15 protein-coding genes are annotated in these 18,115 nt (G+C 43.5%); 3 read left to right on the forward strand and 12 right to left on the reverse strand.

The window, feature by feature from the left end; genetic code table 11:
* Nucleotide 1: 1 nt before the first annotated feature.
* From HMPREF9448_RS13865 to HMPREF9448_RS13875, 3 genes are all read right to left on the reverse strand, one after another.
* Nucleotides 2-1,504: a leucine-rich repeat domain-containing protein gene (locus tag HMPREF9448_RS13865; protein ID WP_008863211.1), complete on the reverse strand. Its 1,503-nt coding sequence runs from the start codon at nucleotides 1,502-1,504 to the stop codon at nucleotides 2-4.
* Nucleotides 1,505-1,744: 240 nt separating this feature from the next.
* Nucleotides 1,745-2,089 (reverse strand): hypothetical protein, encoded by a 345-nt coding sequence (locus tag HMPREF9448_RS13870; protein WP_040296292.1) that lies wholly within the window; start codon nucleotides 2,087-2,089, stop codon nucleotides 1,745-1,747.
* Between the two features lie 49 nt (nucleotides 2,090-2,138).
* A complete protein-coding gene (locus tag HMPREF9448_RS13875) occupies nucleotides 2,139-2,834 on the reverse strand; it encodes a LexA family transcriptional regulator (protein ID WP_008863213.1) in 696 nt (231 codons plus the stop codon).
* A 283-nt stretch (nucleotides 2,835-3,117) separates the two neighbouring features.
* Between HMPREF9448_RS13875 and HMPREF9448_RS13880 the strand changes: the two genes are divergently transcribed.
* The gene (locus tag HMPREF9448_RS13880; protein ID WP_008863214.1) at nucleotides 3,118-3,438 is read left to right on the forward strand and encodes a hypothetical protein; all 321 of its coding nucleotides are present in this window, start codon (nucleotides 3,118-3,120) and stop codon (nucleotides 3,436-3,438) included.
* Nucleotides 3,439-3,580: 142 nt separating this feature from the next.
* Here HMPREF9448_RS13880 and gap read toward each other — a convergent pair whose 3' ends face one another.
* Entirely contained in the window at nucleotides 3,581-4,591 is a 1,011-nt protein-coding gene (gene gap / locus HMPREF9448_RS13885; protein ID WP_008863215.1) for a type I glyceraldehyde-3-phosphate dehydrogenase, read from the reverse strand.
* A gap of 324 nt (nucleotides 4,592-4,915) precedes the next feature.
* Here gap and mscL point away from each other — a divergent pair, with 324 nt between their 5' ends.
* Nucleotides 4,916-5,365, forward strand: a complete 450-nt coding sequence (gene mscL, locus HMPREF9448_RS13895) for a large-conductance mechanosensitive channel protein MscL (protein ID WP_040296293.1) — start codon at nucleotides 4,916-4,918, stop codon at nucleotides 5,363-5,365.
* Between the two features lie 82 nt (nucleotides 5,366-5,447).
* Here mscL and HMPREF9448_RS13900 read toward each other — a convergent pair whose 3' ends face one another.
* Both HMPREF9448_RS13900 and panB read right to left on the reverse strand, forming a co-directional pair.
* A complete protein-coding gene (locus tag HMPREF9448_RS13900; protein WP_008863219.1) occupies nucleotides 5,448-6,500 on the reverse strand; it encodes an acyltransferase in 1,053 nt (350 codons plus the stop codon).
* Between the two features lie 81 nt (nucleotides 6,501-6,581).
* Nucleotides 6,582-7,400, reverse strand: coding sequence for a 3-methyl-2-oxobutanoate hydroxymethyltransferase (gene panB, locus HMPREF9448_RS13905; RefSeq protein WP_008863220.1), 819 nt, complete (start codon nucleotides 7,398-7,400; stop codon nucleotides 6,582-6,584).
* Between the two features lie 232 nt (nucleotides 7,401-7,632).
* Between panB and HMPREF9448_RS13910 the strand changes: the two genes are divergently transcribed.
* The gene (locus tag HMPREF9448_RS13910; protein ID WP_008863221.1) at nucleotides 7,633-7,926 is read left to right on the forward strand and encodes a hypothetical protein; all 294 of its coding nucleotides are present in this window, start codon (nucleotides 7,633-7,635) and stop codon (nucleotides 7,924-7,926) included.
* 7 nt (nucleotides 7,927-7,933) lie between these two features.
* Here HMPREF9448_RS13910 and HMPREF9448_RS13915 read toward each other — a convergent pair whose 3' ends face one another.
* From HMPREF9448_RS13915 to HMPREF9448_RS13940, 6 genes are all read right to left on the reverse strand, one after another.
* Entirely contained in the window at nucleotides 7,934-8,203 is a 270-nt protein-coding gene (locus tag HMPREF9448_RS13915; protein ID WP_008863222.1) for a tetratricopeptide repeat protein, read from the reverse strand.
* A gap of 122 nt (nucleotides 8,204-8,325) precedes the next feature.
* Nucleotides 8,326-10,605 carry a family 20 glycosylhydrolase gene (locus HMPREF9448_RS13920; RefSeq protein WP_008863223.1) on the reverse strand — a complete coding sequence of 760 codons (2,280 nt, stop codon included), beginning with the start codon at nucleotides 10,603-10,605 and terminating at the stop codon, nucleotides 8,326-8,328.
* 35 nt (nucleotides 10,606-10,640) lie between these two features.
* The gene (locus HMPREF9448_RS13925; RefSeq protein WP_008863224.1) at nucleotides 10,641-13,223 is read right to left on the reverse strand and encodes a glycoside hydrolase family 3 C-terminal domain-containing protein; all 2,583 of its coding nucleotides are present in this window, start codon (nucleotides 13,221-13,223) and stop codon (nucleotides 10,641-10,643) included.
* A gap of 80 nt (nucleotides 13,224-13,303) precedes the next feature.
* Complete coding sequence (locus tag HMPREF9448_RS13930; protein ID WP_008863225.1) at nucleotides 13,304-15,499, reverse strand: alpha-N-acetylglucosaminidase; 2,196 nt, start codon at nucleotides 15,497-15,499, stop codon at nucleotides 13,304-13,306.
* A 25-nt stretch (nucleotides 15,500-15,524) separates the two neighbouring features.
* Nucleotides 15,525-16,361, reverse strand: a complete 837-nt coding sequence (locus HMPREF9448_RS13935; protein ID WP_008863226.1) for an endonuclease/exonuclease/phosphatase family protein — start codon at nucleotides 16,359-16,361, stop codon at nucleotides 15,525-15,527.
* Between the two features lie 105 nt (nucleotides 16,362-16,466).
* Nucleotides 16,467-17,558, reverse strand: coding sequence for an endonuclease/exonuclease/phosphatase family protein (locus HMPREF9448_RS13940; RefSeq protein ID WP_008863227.1), 1,092 nt, complete (start codon nucleotides 17,556-17,558; stop codon nucleotides 16,467-16,469).
* Between the last annotated feature and the right edge of the window lie 557 nt (nucleotides 17,559-18,115).

The raw sequence follows: 18,115 nt of genomic DNA on the forward strand, positions 1-18,115 counted from the left end.
GTTAATTGACTCTTCCTAATTTTAAATGATAGTATTTTCCTGATTCTATTTGTACCGAAAGGATAAATATTTCTCCCGAATACGATTGAGTATCGATTTTCGCTTCGGTCGTTTTGCCTTGTTTTTGATATATTGTACGTCCGTCGATTGTATACAGGGTTATGCGGTGCATGGGTTCGTACGAATTTACGATGAGCATTTTTTGCTCGAAATATGCTTTCAACGCCTTGTCGTCGATTTGTTGCTCATCTACCTCGGATAAATAACGAATGTCAAACTCTTTCCATTGAGGCGTATTCAAATAGAGAGATAGACTTTCGTCGGGGATTCCCAGCCGGCAATCTTTTTGCGGAACATTTCGAAAGACATTTTCTCCCAGTATCGGGGGCTCGGTCGGATAGGATAACATAACATTCAATCTCGTGCAATTATCGAAAGCGTGGTCTCCGATGGTCTTGACTGTCGACGGTATTTTTGCGGAAAATAAATATTTCATGCCATAGAACGGCCATCGACCTATTTTTTCAGTTCCTTCGGGCAGGAAGGAAAGTCCTGCGATTCTACTGCATCCGGCAAATGCATAATCACCTATGGTTCGGACAGACTCTGGTAGAATACAGTCGGTGAGCGATGTGCAATAATAGAATGCGCCTTCTCCTATTTCTGTTATGGTATTGGGGGCTTGTATGGAGAGTAGTTTTGTACAATGGTCAAAGGTGTAAGGGGGCAGGCTTTCCAATGGACATTCTTTTATATCGACCTCTGTTAACGAGATACAGTGGGAGAAACAACCTTCGCCCATAGATTCTAGTTTTTGAGGGAGTGTTATTCCCGTCAGAGACGAGCATCCGGCAAAACATTCTTTGCCGATAGATTGTAACGAGGCGGGTAGGGTTATCGAGGATAAGGCGGTACAGTTGAGAAATGCTTGGTTTCCTATCGAACGAAGGACAGACAGGGAGAGGTCTATTCCTGTAAAAGAGATGCATTGTTTGAATGCATATTCGCCTATTTTTTCCAATGTCTGTGGTAACGATGTATTCAAAGAGAAACAGTCGCAAAAAGCGAATCCTGCTATTTCTTGTAAGTTGTTTCCCCAATCTATGTTTTTTAGTTTAGTACAGCCTGCGAAAGCACCTTTTCCTATTTTTTCGGTATTCCGGGGGAGCCGTACGGTCGTTAACTCTTGAAATCCGAAGAATGTGTTTGCCGGAATACAGTTGGCATCGAAACGGGTTTGATTTCCGAGGTAAATATCTCGACTTTCGAATGCATCTATCGTACAATCTGCAAGGTCTATGCCGGTTAAGTGAAATAGGGAGTCGTTTATGAAAGCAAAATCGCGAACGTCGATTGTTCCCGAGACGGTTAGATTCGTAATTGTCCGATGCTGTTCTCCGATGAGAGATTGTAGTTGTCCCGCTTCGGTGTGACAATTGTAATTTGTCGCCTGCAAATGTTTCCCGACGGATAGGAACAGAACGATATATAACAACTTTCTCATTGGAGTGACGGCGGGTTTGATTGTTTTATAAAAATAGAGAGAGATAGGAATAAGATAAAACGGACAAGCTCGTTTTTTATACCAAGTCGCGCCCTATTTTTGTATTTGCAAAGATAGTATAAACGAATGTAGAAACAAATTTTATTTGTCGGGTCGGTATGTTCGGGTGTTTTTGTTTTGACAGACAGAATGTTGAGCCTGAATTTTTGAAAAAATGGAGACTATATTTGGGGGTAATCTTTAATCTCTTGATATGCGATAATGTGCGCCGCAGTCGAGTATGAAATTCAGTACATCTTTGAAAAGTTCTTCTACATGAGACGGCACAAATACATACGACGTGTCGCCGCAATGTTTGCATATGGTTTGGGGTAAGTCGGTTAATTTTACATTGAGTTGTTCCGACATAGCCATTGCTTCGTCTTTTTCGATTGTCGCATAGGTATGATGTTGTACATTTTTATAATCGTAAAAGGTCAGACAGATGACCAGACTTTTAGTGTAGTTGAATCCGACCGTAAGTGTCGACCAAGTGTCGAAGTCCTCGTGGGACATGGCGATGGTTATTTCTTCCAATGTTGACATAATTTTCGTGAATGTATTGTGGGCGAGCTATATATATTTCTCGTAGTCATTAAATGCGGCTGTCTATGCGTATAATGTTTTCGACAATGAACAGATCGCAAATTTCTTTTTTCTCGATTTCGATGTCGTCGTATTCTTTGTTTTCACTGCGTAGGATAACCCTATCGGGATTATCGTGTTTACGAATATATTTGACCATGCGGTAATCTTCCAGCAATATGACGTAGATTTGCCCCCAGAAGATAAGCTGGGGATTTTTTATTTCGCGGATTGCGATCATGTCACCATTGTTAATAACGGGTTTCATACTGTCTCCGCTTACTTTGACAATGCTGCAATCGGGATTGATGAAAGGAACGTCTATACTGCCGATTACCAAATCTTCGGTAAACATGCGATCCCGCGCCAAATTACCGGCGGTTACGTCCAGACCGTATACTTTCGCCCCATTTCTTGCTTCTGGTATAATCGCTTCCGAGGGAAGAGTTAATGTGCGTATATGAGAGTGTGCATCGTTGTCTGAGGGACGAAACATATATCCTTTACCCGTACATAGCCATTCTTTCGATACGCCCAAGTCTGCGACGATTCTGTTGATAAGTGAGTCGCTGACAGGTAGTTTTCCGGTCAGGTGTTTCGAGAAGTTGGACGCATCGATCGATATGCGTTTGGCAAATTCCGACTGGGTTACTCCAAAGTTTTCCATCAATGTCTTGATTCTTTCTATTTTAGCTTCATTCTCCATAGTCGTTCACATTTTTATTTTCATAATATGGTAAAATTACCATAAATAATTTGCTTTTCAATAAAAGCGGTAGTATATTTGTGTGGTTTTATTACCAAAACAAAGGTATAAACTTTTTTTGAAAAACAAAATAATAGATTAGTAATTAACATAGTTAGCCATGTTCCATCGGGGTATATTGCCTATAAAAATTGTAAACAAAAGGAGGAGATACACAGACAAAACGGGTAAATGCAGTGTGAATATACCCTGATGGAAGCGTGCTAACAGAATAGGAGAAGTTATGAGAACGATTGAATGGGAAGCTCCGGCTTTGGCATCATTAGCGGCAGCACATTGGTTGGTAGCTTATGAACGGGAAAATTCGCCACGAAAGAGGGTGAGGTATGAGAATGAAATAGAGTTCGACGGAGTAGCTTATATGTTGATGTGTGAAATCGAATTAGTGGAAAGAGAACATAAAGCGGTGTCGATGATGTGCGGTATAGAGCCCCAATATGCCGATATGCCGGTAAGAATTATTGGAAATATGGGAAAGGCCATCGGCGAGATTTTGCCTGTGCTGAATAACTTTTTGGATAGTTACGGTGTTATATATGTATGATATAAACAGAGGGGTGATCCGAAAGGTGTGGCGTGGTATAAGAAGGATACTTTCGGGGTATATGACGAGGGTGTACCTGTCGGATTAAAGAAAAAGGCTGAACAAACTGTTCAGCCTTTTTTTTTTTATCGGAGAAATAGAATTATCCGTTAACTTTTGCCATGTGGGCAATCAAATCGAGTACTTTGTTAGAATAACCGATTTCGTTGTCATACCAAGAAACGACTTTTACGAATGTGTCGGTCAGAGCTATACCAGCTTTTGCGTCGAAAATAGAAGTGCGAGTATCACCCAAGAAGTCAGAAGATACAACAGCGTCTTCGGTATAACCGAGAATGCCTTTCAATTCGCCTTCGGAAGCCTCTTTCATAGCAGCGCAGATTTCTGCATAAGTAGCCGGTTTAGCCAAGTTAACTGTTAAATCGACAACCGAAACGTCCAAAGTCGGAACACGCATAGACATACCTGTCAATTTTCCGTTCAAAGTGGGGATTACTTTTCCTACGGCTTTGGCAGCTCCCGTAGAAGAAGGAATGATGTTGCCAGAAGCGGCACGACCACCACGCCAGTCTTTCATAGAAGGACCGTCAACCGTTTTTTGAGTAGCGGTAGTAGAGTGAACGGTAGTCATCAAACCATCGAGAATACCGAATTTGTCGTTCAATACTTTGGCGATAGGAGCCAAGCAGTTGGTTGTACAAGAAGCATTGGAAACGAATTGAGTACCTTTAACGTAAGTATTTTCGTTAACACCGCAAACGAACATAGGAGTATCGTCTTTGGAAGGAGCGGACATAACTACGTATTTAGCACCGGCTTCGATATGAGCTTGAGCTTTTTCTTTGGTCAAGAAAAGACCGGTAGATTCTACAACATATTCAGCACCTACTTCATTCCATTTCAAATCGGCAGGATTTTTTTCGGCTGTAACACGAATAGTTTTTCCGTTTACAATCAATTGACTTTTTTCAACATTCGCTTCGATAGTTCCATCGAATTGTCCGTGCATAGTGTCATATTTCAACATGTATGCCAAATAGTCAACTGGGCAAAGGTCGTTAATACCTACGATTTGGATGTCGTTTCTTGTTTGTGCTGCACGGAAAACGAAACGTCCGATGCGGCCAAAACCATTGATACCTACTTTAATCATTGTAATAAAACTTTAAGTGTTTATTGAATAAAAAATAACATCTTACTTTTTTCTTCTTTTTTTGTTCTGCTTTCTTAAAAACATTTACATTTGTAATATTGTTTAACAACCACAAGGTGTCGCACAACAACTCATCAAAGCAAGCAGCGCAATCAAAAAGGCAATTTTGTATTTCATACAAGTATATTTTGTTCCTAAAATTGCGATGCAAAGGTAAATATTTTTTTTGAATACAATGTATGTGAATGTGAAAATAAAAGAAAAATTTCTTTATTTGCATTGTGTTGAGTTTGAGTAATCTATCTAATATTAATAACTCGTACTATTATGAAAAGTTCATTTTTAGCAGACTTTAAAAAATTTGCCATGCGAGGCAATGTCATCGACATGGCTGTCGGTGTAATTATCGGTGGCGCTTTTGGAAAAATCGTATCTTCGGTTGTCGCCGATATCATCATGCCACCTCTCGGGTTACTGATCGGCGGTGTCAACTTTACAGATTTAAAATGGGTGATGAAAGGGCCTGAAGTAGTCGATGGGGTAGAACAGGCTGCGGTTACACTTAATTATGGTAATTTTTTACAAGCAACCTTCGACTTTTTGATTATTGCTTTTTCTATTTTCTTGTTTATTCGACTTTTGACGAAGTTAACGGAAAAGAAAAAGGAAGAACAAACGGCTCCTGCTCCTGCTCCTGCTCCTGCCCCGGCTCCTTCCGAAGAGGTGAAATTGTTGTCGGAAATTCGGGACTTGTTAAAGAAAAACGAAGAATGAGAAGGAGCTCGTTCTCTGCGAAAAATAATAATGCCGCTTTCTTATCAGAAGCGGCATTATTATTGATGACAGGTTTTATAAATTATCCTATGATATACTTGCTTTTGGGCAGGTAGGATAACAAATATACGAATATGTAAACCGTAATAAATGTACACACGGCGATCAAGGGAATTGTGACATAGGCCGCATCCGAGATAGACTTGAATAGTCCATAATAGAAATTTAGAAACAGAATGTGGGCTAAGTACATTCCATAGCTTTTTATCGATATATCCGACAGCAGTTTGCAGGCTGCATTTTTCCCTTTTAAAGATAATCGGCCGATTAGAGAGAAGAGGCCTAATGTCATCAGGAATACATTTACCGTACAGAATCCCCAACTAAGCTCCAATTCGGGCACAGTGGGAACCGTATCGATACGTGAACAGAAAATCCCGGCCGAGAGCGCGAAACCGACTATGAGTATTATCCAAGATAATGCCGCAGAAGGATAGCCGAATCTTTTCAGATAATATCCTAAAATGAAGTATCCGATGAATCCCGTGAAGTAATAGAGCAACGGTGTGTCGTTCCAGAATGCTTCGCCAAGCACTTCGGGATAAACTAAATGAATATACGGGAGAAAAGTTGTGATTATCCACAAGCCGAGATATCCTTCCAGTTCTCGTTTAGAGGCTTGTTGTAACCAGGGGGAAATAATCGGGGTTACCAGATAGAGCCCGATTAACATGTAAATATACCATAAATGACCTATTTCACACCCGAAATTCACAGGAATGTGTAAAATATTAAGTGCCATTTGGCTAAAAGAATCCCCACGGCTTAATACGTAGTATCCGGCATATAATACACACCATGCGATGAATGGATATACGATTCGGGTGAAACGCTTGCGAAAAAATGTAGAAATTTTGTCTTGCATAGGGAGTAACAAGAATCCCGACAGCATGACGAATAGAGGTACAGATGATCGGCATAATGTGGTTATGATACCAATCCAAAAAGTATTGCTTCCGGTAACAACCGTTCCTCCTTCTCCTATATAGTAAAATTCGCTGGCATGTTGTTGAATGACCAAGTAACAGGCAATAACTCTCAATAAATCGAGTGAATAATTGCGATTCTTAATCATGAAAATAATTGTTTATGAAATGTTCGTGATGAATTTTATCGAATAATTAGTTGAAACGTAGTTTTTCTCCAATGACAGTAGTTAGTATTGTTCTTTTTCATTGGGAAAATCTTGTGTTTTCACGTCTTTTACGTAGGCTTGTACCGCTTCGGTGATCGTTGTACTTAGATCGGCGTATCGACGAAGGAACCGTGGGGAAAAACCTTTGTTGATGCCTAACATGTCGTGCATGACGAGGACTTGTCCGTCTACACCACCACCGGCTCCGATACCGATGACCGGAATGGTTACTTCCTGAGCTACCCGGGTGGCCAATGCTGCCGGAATCTTTTCGAGAACAAGACTGAAACACCCTATCTCTTCGAGAAGATGAGCATCCTCGATGAGTTTATTGGCTTCTGCCTCTTCACGAGCACGAACGGTATATGTACCGAATTTGTTAATGGATTGTGGTGTCAGACCTAAATGCCCCATAACGGGTATCCCGGCACTGAGTATGCGCTCGATGGATTCACGGATTTCGGCTCCGCCTTCCATCTTTACACAGTCGGCATGCGTCTCTTTCATGATTCTGATTGCCGAGGCAACAGCTTCTTTGGAATTGCCCTGATAGGAGCCGAATGGCATATCGACGACGACTAAGGCACGTTTAACGGCTCGGACAACCGATTTCCCATGATAAATCATTTGGTCGAGAGTAATAGGTAACGTCGTTACATTTCCGGCCATTACATTGGATGCTGAGTCGCCTACCAGAATGACATCGATTCCGGCTTGGTCTATAAGAGTCGCCATTGAAAAGTCATAGGCGGTTAACATCGAAATTTTTTCGCCGCGGAGTTTCATTTCCATCAGGCGGTGAGTCGTTACTTTACGAGTATCTTCGGTATATGTAGACATAATTTTGATTGTTTGAATTTCGGGACAAAGGTACACTCAAATTTTTATATTGCAACCTTTTTCACTTTTCAATCTTGTTTTCTGTATATTTGCATAAAGTGTAGAATGGATTGATTGTACGGGGCGATCCTCTTTGCACCCGGAGGCGGAAACACAGATCGTGCAGATATGATTGCGGTTTTTCTGTGATTACAGTCAGCCGATTCTATTTGTTTGAATGAGTATTTATAGTATGGAGAAAGAAAAGTCGTCTCGGGAAGTTCCCGGTTGGTTCAAGATTTTAATTCTTATAACGGCTTTGCCGGTTTTTGCGTGGCCGTGGTTGATGAACCGAGCAACGTTTGTATTTGTCGAAAAAGCCGCTGGCGATGCTTTACCTTGGGCTTTGGTCATGTTATTGCCTTTGTATGTGGTTTTATCTACGTGGATTAGTTATCGGGTGTATAGTACCCGACGAGAGATTTCGTGGATTTTACAAGGTTTGCAAATGCTGGTATATTGGGCCTTGTTTGTTTTGATTTTTTAATCCGTGATTACGGATTGTATAGATCGGGATTGGAAAAATTGATAATGTTCATTACCATTTCATAGGCTTGTTTGGCCGGGCTGTTTGGATTGATTTCTATGGCTTTCAGATAGTTCTCGATTGTGAGTTTCCAGTTTCCTTGTTTCCAAAAGACCAGTCCTTTCAAGTAGTATGCCTTGTCGTCTTTCGAGTGGTTCGAGAGCCATTCGTCGATGTATGCAAGAGCTTTTTCCAAATTGTTTTCTGCGATGAGCCGGTTTATTTTTTCTGAGTCCATTTGCTGCTTTCTTTTGGGCAAAGATAGTGTAAACCGAGGGCAGAAACAAATATGCTTGATAATATGACAACGGGGAAGTCCTACTCTTAGGACTTCCCCGTTGTTTCAATTTGCATCTTTGATTAATGGGTTAGTTTTTCGGGTTTGGGTAGTTCTAATTCGTTCCCTTCGGGAGCCAAGATAAAACCTTTGTTGTTCCATGTGCGCAGATAGCCGCCGATGTTGTTGTTAATCATCAGTAGCTGGAATGCATGTTTGCCTTTTTGCAAAGCGATGGAATTACGTGTGCGAGAATGGCGTATGAGTTTACCGTCGTTACTGATGATGACCTTTCCGTCTATTCTCAGTTCGTCCATTTCGGAGGAAAAATAGTATATGCCATCGGCGGGAACTTCGAAGTAGCCGGTGTAGCAGTATGCTCCTTTGTCTTCGATATCCGGTTTGAATTCAAAATCTTTGACAATCTTCGGTACACTCCAATGCGCTCCATCGAGGTCTTTTACAAAATAGAGGTTTCCCTCGGTACGTCTCAACTCGATACCGGGTTGGGTGCTTTTTTCGGTAGCCGGCATGAGCTTTTCGTGAACTACTTTGATAGAGCGTACCGGACTTAATTTCCCTGAGGGGAGCATAGTGGCTATTTTGACTGTTACATCTTTATTGAAATATAACGGCTTTTCGTATTTTGTCGAACTTGTTTGAGGATCACTTCCATCGGTCGTATATACCATAGGATAGTTACGGCTGTTGTGGAACGTCAGCGTGGTATTTTCGGTATATGCAATACGGTCGGCCATAGGGCCTTCGGGCATGGGTATGTGGTAGTTGATGTGGTGCATATCGAGTCGGATCAATTGATTGTCGAGCCGACGAGTGAAAGAGTTGTAATCTTTTTTCTCTTTGGGTGTCCAATCCAATTCTGCCAAAGCCAGCATGCGGGGATATAACAGGTATTCGGTATACTCGGGGGTTACGGCATATTCGGTCCACATGTTGCATTGTGCTCCTAAAACGTGGTGACGCAAATTTTCTGGAATTTTTGGAGATTTGGGGTCGTAGCTATAAGTTTTTTCGAGAGGGAGTCCGAATCTAATGGCAATGGGTTCGGTTTCGACAGCTCCTTGTCCATGATCTATATACATCCATTTGGAGGGTGTCATGATAACATCGTGTCCCATAGAAGCGGCGGCAATTCCTCCTTCTTCTCCTCTCCAAGACATCACTGTCGCCGATGGAGCCAGTCCTCCTTCGAGAATTTCGTCCCAGCCGATCATCGATTTTCCATGAGCAAGGATTATCTTTTCGATACGGTGAATGAAATAGCTTTGCAGTTCGTGGGCATCTTTCAAGTTTTCGTCTTTGATTCTTTTCTGGCATTTGGGGCATTCGTTCCATCTTACTTTGGGGCATTCGTCACCGCCGATATGGAAGAATTTGCCGGGAAACAGAGGAATGACTTCTTCGAGAATGTCTTGTAAGAATTCAAAAGTTTTGTCATTCCCGGCGCAATATACGTTGTCTTCCACGCCCCATTTGTTGCGTAGTTCAAACGGGCCTCCTGTACATGAATATTCGGGGTATGCGGTCAAAGCGGCAAGTGCATGTCCGGGAAGTTCTACTTCGGGGATAACGGTAATGTACCGCTCTGCTGCGTAAGCAACGACTTCTTTGATTTGTTCCTGTGTGTAGAAGCCCCGATGTATGCTTCCATCGGCGTTCCGGCGTACAGAGCCAACCTCGGCGAGACGGGGATATTTTTTTATTTCTATGGTCCACAGATGGTCGTCGGTCAAGTGCCAATGGAAATAATTCATTTTGAACATGGCCATGATGTCGAGTTGTTTTTTTACAAATTCCACGTCGTGGAAGTGGCGACATACGTCGAGCATCATACCTCGGTATCCATAGGCGGGTTCATCTTTGATTTCCACACAAGGGATTTCCCATGCTACGTTATCGATAATCGTTTCGCTCTCGATTTGGGGAGGAAGCAACTGCATAACCGATTGCATGCCATAAAAGACTCCTTGCGGAGTTTTGGCTTTGACAATTACCTTTTTGGGGGTTACGGTCAGTTGGTAGCCTTCGTTCCCTATTTTTAGCGACTTGTCTATTTGCAGACTGATAGTGTTTGAGCTCCCGCTGTTTTTTATATTTAGATTGTATCCTGTGGAGTATAGGATTTTTGACTGGAAATAGGCAGCTACTTTTTTTAAATCAGCTCTTTGGGTTTTCCCAATGGCAAAAGAGGTTTTGGAATTTAAAGTAAAATGTCCGTTTTTCTGAACCAAACTTTGGGGAGTGGGAGTGATGTCCAAATGGTTGTCTTGACCCATGATTACAGAACTCGATAGGACGAGAAGACAAATCCATAGGCAAGAAATAGAAAGTGCTCTTTTCATTATAAATAATTTTTATGAGATGAATAATAGGGTCGTTAGTTTTCTCCGTAGTTTACAGTAATGTTGATTACATTCATGTTATTTACTTCTATTTCGACAGTTTGGTATCCCGATTTTTTGAAGATGAGATATTCGTGATTGCCGGTAGTGAATTTGAACTGACCTTTTGCGTCGGTAACAGCAATGGTTTTTCCGGTGCTTTTTTCAATAATCTGCATATCGGGAACGAGGGTCGCCTGCACGTCACGCACTTCTCCTTTCACTTCCATTTGGCGGGAACTTTTTTTGTTTTTAGGTTTTACGATTTCGTCATTCCCGATCGTCGATGGTTCTCCCGCCACGATAGTTTTCGACAAAATGATATTATTCGATGCTTGTCCTACTTCCAAAATGAACTCGCCGGCTTCGACGAAGCGTTGGTTTTTCTCGTCGACCAAATAGAGATCGGAGATGGGTACTTGAAGTTGTACGGTGCGGGTTTCACCGGGCGCTAATTCTATTTTTTTGAAGTCGCGCAGTTGTTTTACCGGTGTCACATAGGTACTGGCTTTGTCTCGGACATATAATTGAACTACTTCTTTACCGGTGTATTTCCCCGTATTTTTTACTTCTACTGTGGCGTGTATCGTGTCGTTCAATTCGTATTTGTCTTTGTCGGTGGAGAGATTCTTATAAACGAACGAGGTGTAGGAAAGTCCGTATCCGAAACTATATAGAGCCGAAGGAGCCGAGAAAACATAGTCCCGTCCGGGTGAGTCGTAGCTTCCGGGGTTTTTGTAGAATCCACGGTCGGACGGCAGATAGTTGTAGTAGACAGGCAAATGTCCGGTGCTGCGAGGGAAAGAGAAAGTGAGTCTTCCCGAAGGAACGACTTCTCCGAATAGGATATCGGCAATGGAGTTTCCGGCTTGTTCACCGGCATACCATTGGACGAGTATAGCGGGCAAATTGTTCTTTTCCCATTCTATGACAAAAGGTTTTCCTGTTACCAATACAAGTATGACGGGAGTGCCGGTTCGATATACTTCGCGTATTAGTTGCGATTGCGCTCCGGTGAGGTTCAAATCGTTCAGGTCGAACCCTTCTCCGCAAGTGGAGCTTTTGTAGTCACGAGCCAAAGCGGCGCTGGCGCTACCGCCGAAAATTACGGCTACTTCGCTGTTTTTGGCGGCTTCGACCGCTTCGGCTATTCCCGATGTGTCCAATGATGTGAGACTGCAACCTTTGGCGTAGTGTATGGCGGTGTTTTTGTTTACCCGGTTCTTGATACCTTGTAGCGGGGTGACACCGTCTTTGTTGTTGCGGCTCCAAGTGTAATCTCCGAATTGGACTTGGTCGGCATTGGGCCCGATAATGGCGATCGATTTCAGGCTTTTGGCATCGAGCGGCAGTAGCTGGTTTTCGTTTTTCAGCAGGACGGTTGATTCGTCGGCAATCGTTTTGGCGAGTTTGACGCTTTCTGGGGAGTGTCGTTTACGGTTTTTGAAGGTTTTGCCGTAAGGGTCTTCAAAGAGTCCCATAGCGAATTTTGCGAATAAAACCCGGCGGACGGCCGTGTCGAGAATTTTTTCATCGAACTGGCCTTTTTCGATCAATCCTTTCAGGAAGGGATAGCATTTGCTCGATGCCTCGGCATCGAGCCCGGCGGAAATGGCTTGAATGGCGGCCTCAGAGGAGTTGCGGGCTGTGAAATGCAACGTTTTGAGCATTTCGATAGCACCCCAGTCGGAATATACATATCCTTTGAAGCCCCATTCGTCACGAAGTATATCGGTAAGCAGATAATGTGATGCTGAGTTGGGTATATGGTTCCAAGAGTTATAGGTCGACATGACTGCCAATATTCCGGTGTTTTTAACAACCATTTCGAACGGTTTGAGATAGATTTCGTGCAAATCTCGCAATCCGCATTCTACCGAGGCTAAATTTAATCCGCTCAACGGGTTGCCGTGCGGGCCGTAATGCTTCAACATGGGCGATATGCCGTTTTCGAGATACCCCGAAACCTCCTCGATGCCGAAAAGGCCGCATAGATATGGGTCTTCCCCATAGGACTCTTCGACCCGTCCCCAACGTAAATCGCGTACTACGTCTATACAGGGGGATAGAACTTGTCGAAATCCCATGCTGTGTAGATCGTCGGAAATCATTTGCGTTTTCTTTCGTGCCAGTTCGGGATTAAAGGTGCTCCCCAAAGCGATGTTTTGGGGATATATGGTGGCTCCGTCGTGCACAGCACCGTGCAGAGATTCTGCAACCGTGAAGATGGGTATTCCCAACCGGGTTTTTTCTACCATGTATTTTTGAATGAGATACATGCTTTTAGCGCAATTGTCGCCGGTGAGGGGAAAGCCTTCGACAAATCCCCATGAAGTATTACCTGCCCAATCGGTCAGTTTTTTCATATCGAGCTCTTGCCCGTTAAAAATTTTCGAAGAGTGTATGTGCCGTATTTGTGCGATTTTTTCATCGACAGTCATGCGGTTCAGCAAGTCTTCTACGCGTTCCTCGATGGGGAGATTTTTGTTTTTGTATGGTAGGGATTGGGCTTTTGCCATATCGAGGGTCGATGTGGCGGTGAGAAGGGATAAAAAGGCTATAAAAATTTTGTGTCGCATAATGTGGTATGTTTTTAAGGATTCTGTTTCTGTAAAAAGACAACCGACATAGGTTTTTTTACATAGGAGAACCGTGATATTTAAATGTTTTTATAGGTTTGTTGTAATTCGATGAAGTATTTTTTATAGATTTCTTCAACAGCAGAAATCGCATTTCCGGTAGAGGTACTATCGTAGCGTGTATCGGAGTCGACCCAATTTTTTTCGATTTGGAAATAATCGGGTTCTTGTGCGGTTTCTCCTCTCAATAGAGCCAGTTTGTAGTCGACCCATGCTTTCCAACGAGGCAGATACATGTCTCTCATCAACCCGCTCCATTCTTTAAGGGCGTAATCGTGGAGTTTTGAGTCGTGGTTTGTCCAAGTGGTAATTTGTCTTTTTGCATTTGCAACGAAACGCTCCTGTTCCTGAGGCGTACAAGCGGCGTTGCGTGCTTGGTTTATCCATGTTCCTACATTGAACTCTTTGCGGGTGGACAGCAGTTTGTCTTCGTCTCGAATGAGAACGAGGAATTTGGAGGAATAGGTTTGAAATCCTTTTAAGTCGTTTCGATAAAAGGCGTTTACTGCCTGTTTGTGAAGATATTTTGCGTAATCACCCAAAACTTGTCGTGTGAGATCTACCAAATCATATTGATAGGTTTCGGATTGTGCGAATTCGTGCCGGACATTGTACATGCATTCCCATGCTGTAACGATTTCTGCGGGATCATAGAAAATCTCGGCAGTACCCCATGACGAGGCGTGTTTGATTGTATCGGAGGGGCGTGCACATATATAAGATTCGACGGGTCCTCCTATTTCATTGTGACATTCGTAAATGGTTTTCGACAGAATTTCCCAAGCTCGATTGCAGTTTGGATCGGCTTTACCGTACCGATATTGCGTATATTGGTTCACCCAGTCTTTTATATCGATGCTATCTTCTCTCCAAGCCATGTCGTATACCATGTCATATACGACGGGAATCGTACCGATTCCCTCGGGTGCTGTTCCTATTCCACATAGGTTTTTTCCCAACGGGTGGTTTTTGGCAAAGACTACCCCCGAGGCATAACTGCTCATTTTGCCATGCAGCCCTGTTTTCCCGCCGAAATTGGGCAGTGCGCACCAAATCCAGTCGTGGTGCATGTGTCCTTCGGCTTTGTAAAACAACGAGTTTTTTATGCCGCCCCATTGGGGACGCTCGCATGCCATGAGGTCGAGAATGATGGCCTCGCCATGTTCCAACCCTTCCAATAGGTCGCGCATGGGATTACGTTGCCAGCCTTGTATGATCCATACAGCTTCCGGGGTTTTACGTCTCATGGCTTTCAGTATTTTTTTAGCCGCGGCTTTTACATCGATACCTTCCGATTGACCTCCTTCGTGGAATGGGTCTCCGGCGAAATAAACGGCTTTACCGAACAGTTTTTCCTGTTCTTCGTAGTATATGTCGGCGATTTTATCGAAAAGGGGATCGTTCGGGTCTAGGAACGCAGGACGTTGATAGGTTTGCCATTCACCTTGTTCCTTGATGTTGGCTTCGGGGAATTTTTCTTTCAAACTGTTGGGAACCATGCCATAGAATCCCTGAAAGACGGGAGCCATATCCAACTCTCTCATGCGACGCAGCATTTTTTGTTGGAGGTCGGTTTGCCGGTCTATGAATTTTTGGGAAACGGGGCCACCGAAGCCTTCGAGATTACCCATGAGCCACCACGCTTCATAACCGGCTCCGGGAAGGAATTCCGATATTTCTTTTTCGTTATATCCCAGTCTTTTGAGCGTGTTTTGCCAAACGGCGTACTGGCTGTTGACAGCCATGAGAGGGAGATTGACACCTTGCAGGGCCATGCGGTCTATTTCTTTTTCCCATTCTTCCCACCCCCAAAAAGCCATAGAGTAGCTATATGTGCAATAATTTAGATAATACCGCAGGGGTTGAGAGGCTTCGATATGAACCGGTTCACCGACTGCGGGCAGTGTATCGGGTATGGAAGCCAGATTATCGCCACACCAAGAAACAGAGGCATGGCAATAATGGCGCAGGTAGTGGTTTAGTCCGCGTGCCATAGAGATTCCGTTATTCCCTTGTATCTCTATTTTATCGCCATTCTGCCTTAGTTCGAAGAAATCTTTTTCGGCAGGAACGAGCGTAAAGATGAAATTATCGGAGTGCGATGGTACAATGCGTTCGGCGAGCCGGGCGGCAGAGTCTGTATATTCCGGAGTCCGGGAGCAAGAAGTGATCCATAAGGCTATGAGTCCTATGAATAAGAAACAGTGTCTTAACATGGCTTTATGAAAGTTTCAATTAAATTTATTTACATATAATGTCTGTGAATACAGGATAGTGGTCCGAAATTTCACCCAAATCTATCGTTTTTCCCTCGATATTTATTTCTCTCACGATTTTGCTGTCGACTATCTTTATTTTATTCTTCCCTTTTTTGCTCAATAAAATGAAGTCGATCAATGCGCCGTTGTCGGTTCTTCCGGGGATCGTGTTGCCGACCGTGTCGCTTGCAACGATAAAATCTTTTTCGTATAGAGGGAAAGATGCGCTGTTTCGCGACCAGCGGAAAGAATCGTTGAGGTCTCCGGCCACGAATACGGGTTTTTTCATTTCGCGGGAGTCGTTGCAAATGATTTTAGTTCCTTGTCTGCGTTTTTCGTTATTGAGGTCGGAATGTGTGGCGATGAATACAAATTTTTCGAGTTCCAGTTGAATGGCTGCTCTCGGCTCGTCTCCCGGGAGATAAGCGATGTACCGGCTGACAATCGGCAGATTTTTTCTAACCAATGCGCCGCAACCGATGCTTCCTTTCTTGTCGAAGCGAGCCGCATTGGCATACACATCGGTATATTCGATTCCTGTATGTTCGGCTATTTCGTGCAGCAGATAACGGTTTCCCCGGCTTTGAGAGGCACTGTCCAATTCTTGCAAGGCGATGACGTCGGCATCCAAAGCTTTGATGACTTGTGCAAGTTTTTTCACGTTGCTTTCGTTAATTTCTCCCGGATCATAACCTCCTTTACAATAGTGGGTGTTGTAAGTGAGTAGTCTGATTGTTCCCGGGGCTTTGGGATAGGACTGCGGTTTTACCGAGAACAATGTCCCGGCCAAAACGATAGAGAGTAATATTGCTTTCTTCATGATGTGTTTTATGTGTTTGTCGGCTGTTTTTATAGGGATAAAAAGAACTCGAAGTTCATTTATATGGACTTTGATAATTGTATAAATAAGTTTAATAAGAATGACTTATCTCTTGATAATCTTTCCTTTGAATGTCGTGCCGTTATCTGCGAAAATTTCCACGATGTATATTCCGTTCGATAAAGAGGAGATGTCGACCGATGCCGTGCCGGGGTTGTTTGCCTCTAATTGTTTTTGACCGGTCATCGAGTAGATGTTTATTTTTCTGACGGGGGATTCGCTTTGAATGTTTAATGTGTTTTGCACTTGGGTGGGATATATTCGAATCGAATTGCTTCGGGTAGCATTTTCGATTCCGCTTAGCCCGGGAATCTCGATGTCTACATAAACAGGGTAGTGGTCGGATATCGATCCTAAGTCAATGACAGACCCGTTTACTTTCAACGTGCGGACAATGTGTGTCTCAACGATTTTAATTCCCGAGTCTTTATAATCTTTGAACAAGATATAATCGATGAGAGCCCCGTTGTCGGTCCGGCCCGGAATGGTGTTACCTTCTGTATCGCTGACGATAGAAAATTTATCGGCCAGTACGGGGAATGCGATTCCTCCGTTGCTCCATCGGTGAGAATCGTTTAAATCGCCGGCGAGGAAACAGGGTTTACGGATAAAGTCGGTTTCATTGACCAATGTGCTTGCGCTTTGGGTTCTTTTTGCATCGTTCAGGTCGAGGTGGGTTCCCATGAATGTGAATTTCTCGAAGTCCACCCGTACTGCGCTACGGGCTTCATCGCCTGCCAACGGGATAATCTTTTTCTTTACTACTTCCAAATCTTTTTTAAAGAGTAGTCCCGGACCTACTTTACCGCCATTGATGGGGGCTAAGCCTCCGAAGATGTGCTGATAATCGAGTCCGGTAAATTTAGAGATTTGTTTTAACAGATCTCTCCTTCTACGGTCGCTCATGGCGCTGTCCAGTTCTTGCAGGGCAACCACATCGGGGTCGAGGGCTTCGATAACCGAGGCAAGGCGCTGAGTGTTGTAATCGTCGATAGAGCCGGGGTCGCTTCCTCCTTTGCAATAATGAGTGTTGTAGGTGAGCAGACGAATGACATTTTCTTTTTTGGGGTATGTCTGAGCGTTCAAACTGATGTTCAGACAGATAAAAAACGCGAGTAATAGAGTAATTTTTTTCATGATAAATGTTTTTGTTTTGAAAGCCGACGTGTTGTCGAAAATCTTACGGCTATTTATATACAAGACAAATATATAGTGGAAAAGGGTAGTCTGCAAATTATTTTTTTTGAGAGGAAGCCGTCGGTCGTATCGGGGAATAATCGTTATTGGCGTTCTATGGCTGGGTGAAAGTATTGTGTTTTTGTTGGTGTTGTGGTTCAGTAGAAAGTTCATGGGGATAGACTTGAATGTTAATGAATGAGAGGGGGTAAAAAGATCGGGGTTTGTGCTTTTGCTTGTATTCTAACCCCCTCGCCCTTCGGGCACTCCCCCTATATTCCTTGCAGGAACACAGGGGGAGAGGTTGAGATGTATTCCTCTTTCGCCTTTGCTCCGATTTTATACAGAATACCCCGCCATGCTGCGGGATACGGCAGGGGGAGAGGAGGCTTACCCCTGTCATTACCGCTACCGGTATTATTTAACCCTCCCGTCACTACGTGCCACCTCCTCTATATTTTGCTGGGCAAAACACCCCGTAATGCTACGGGACACGGCAGGGGAGGAGGAGAATACCC

The organism is Barnesiella intestinihominis YIT 11860, assembly GCF_000296465.1.
Classification (GTDB): Bacteria; Bacteroidota; Bacteroidia; order Bacteroidales; family Barnesiellaceae; genus Barnesiella; species Barnesiella intestinihominis.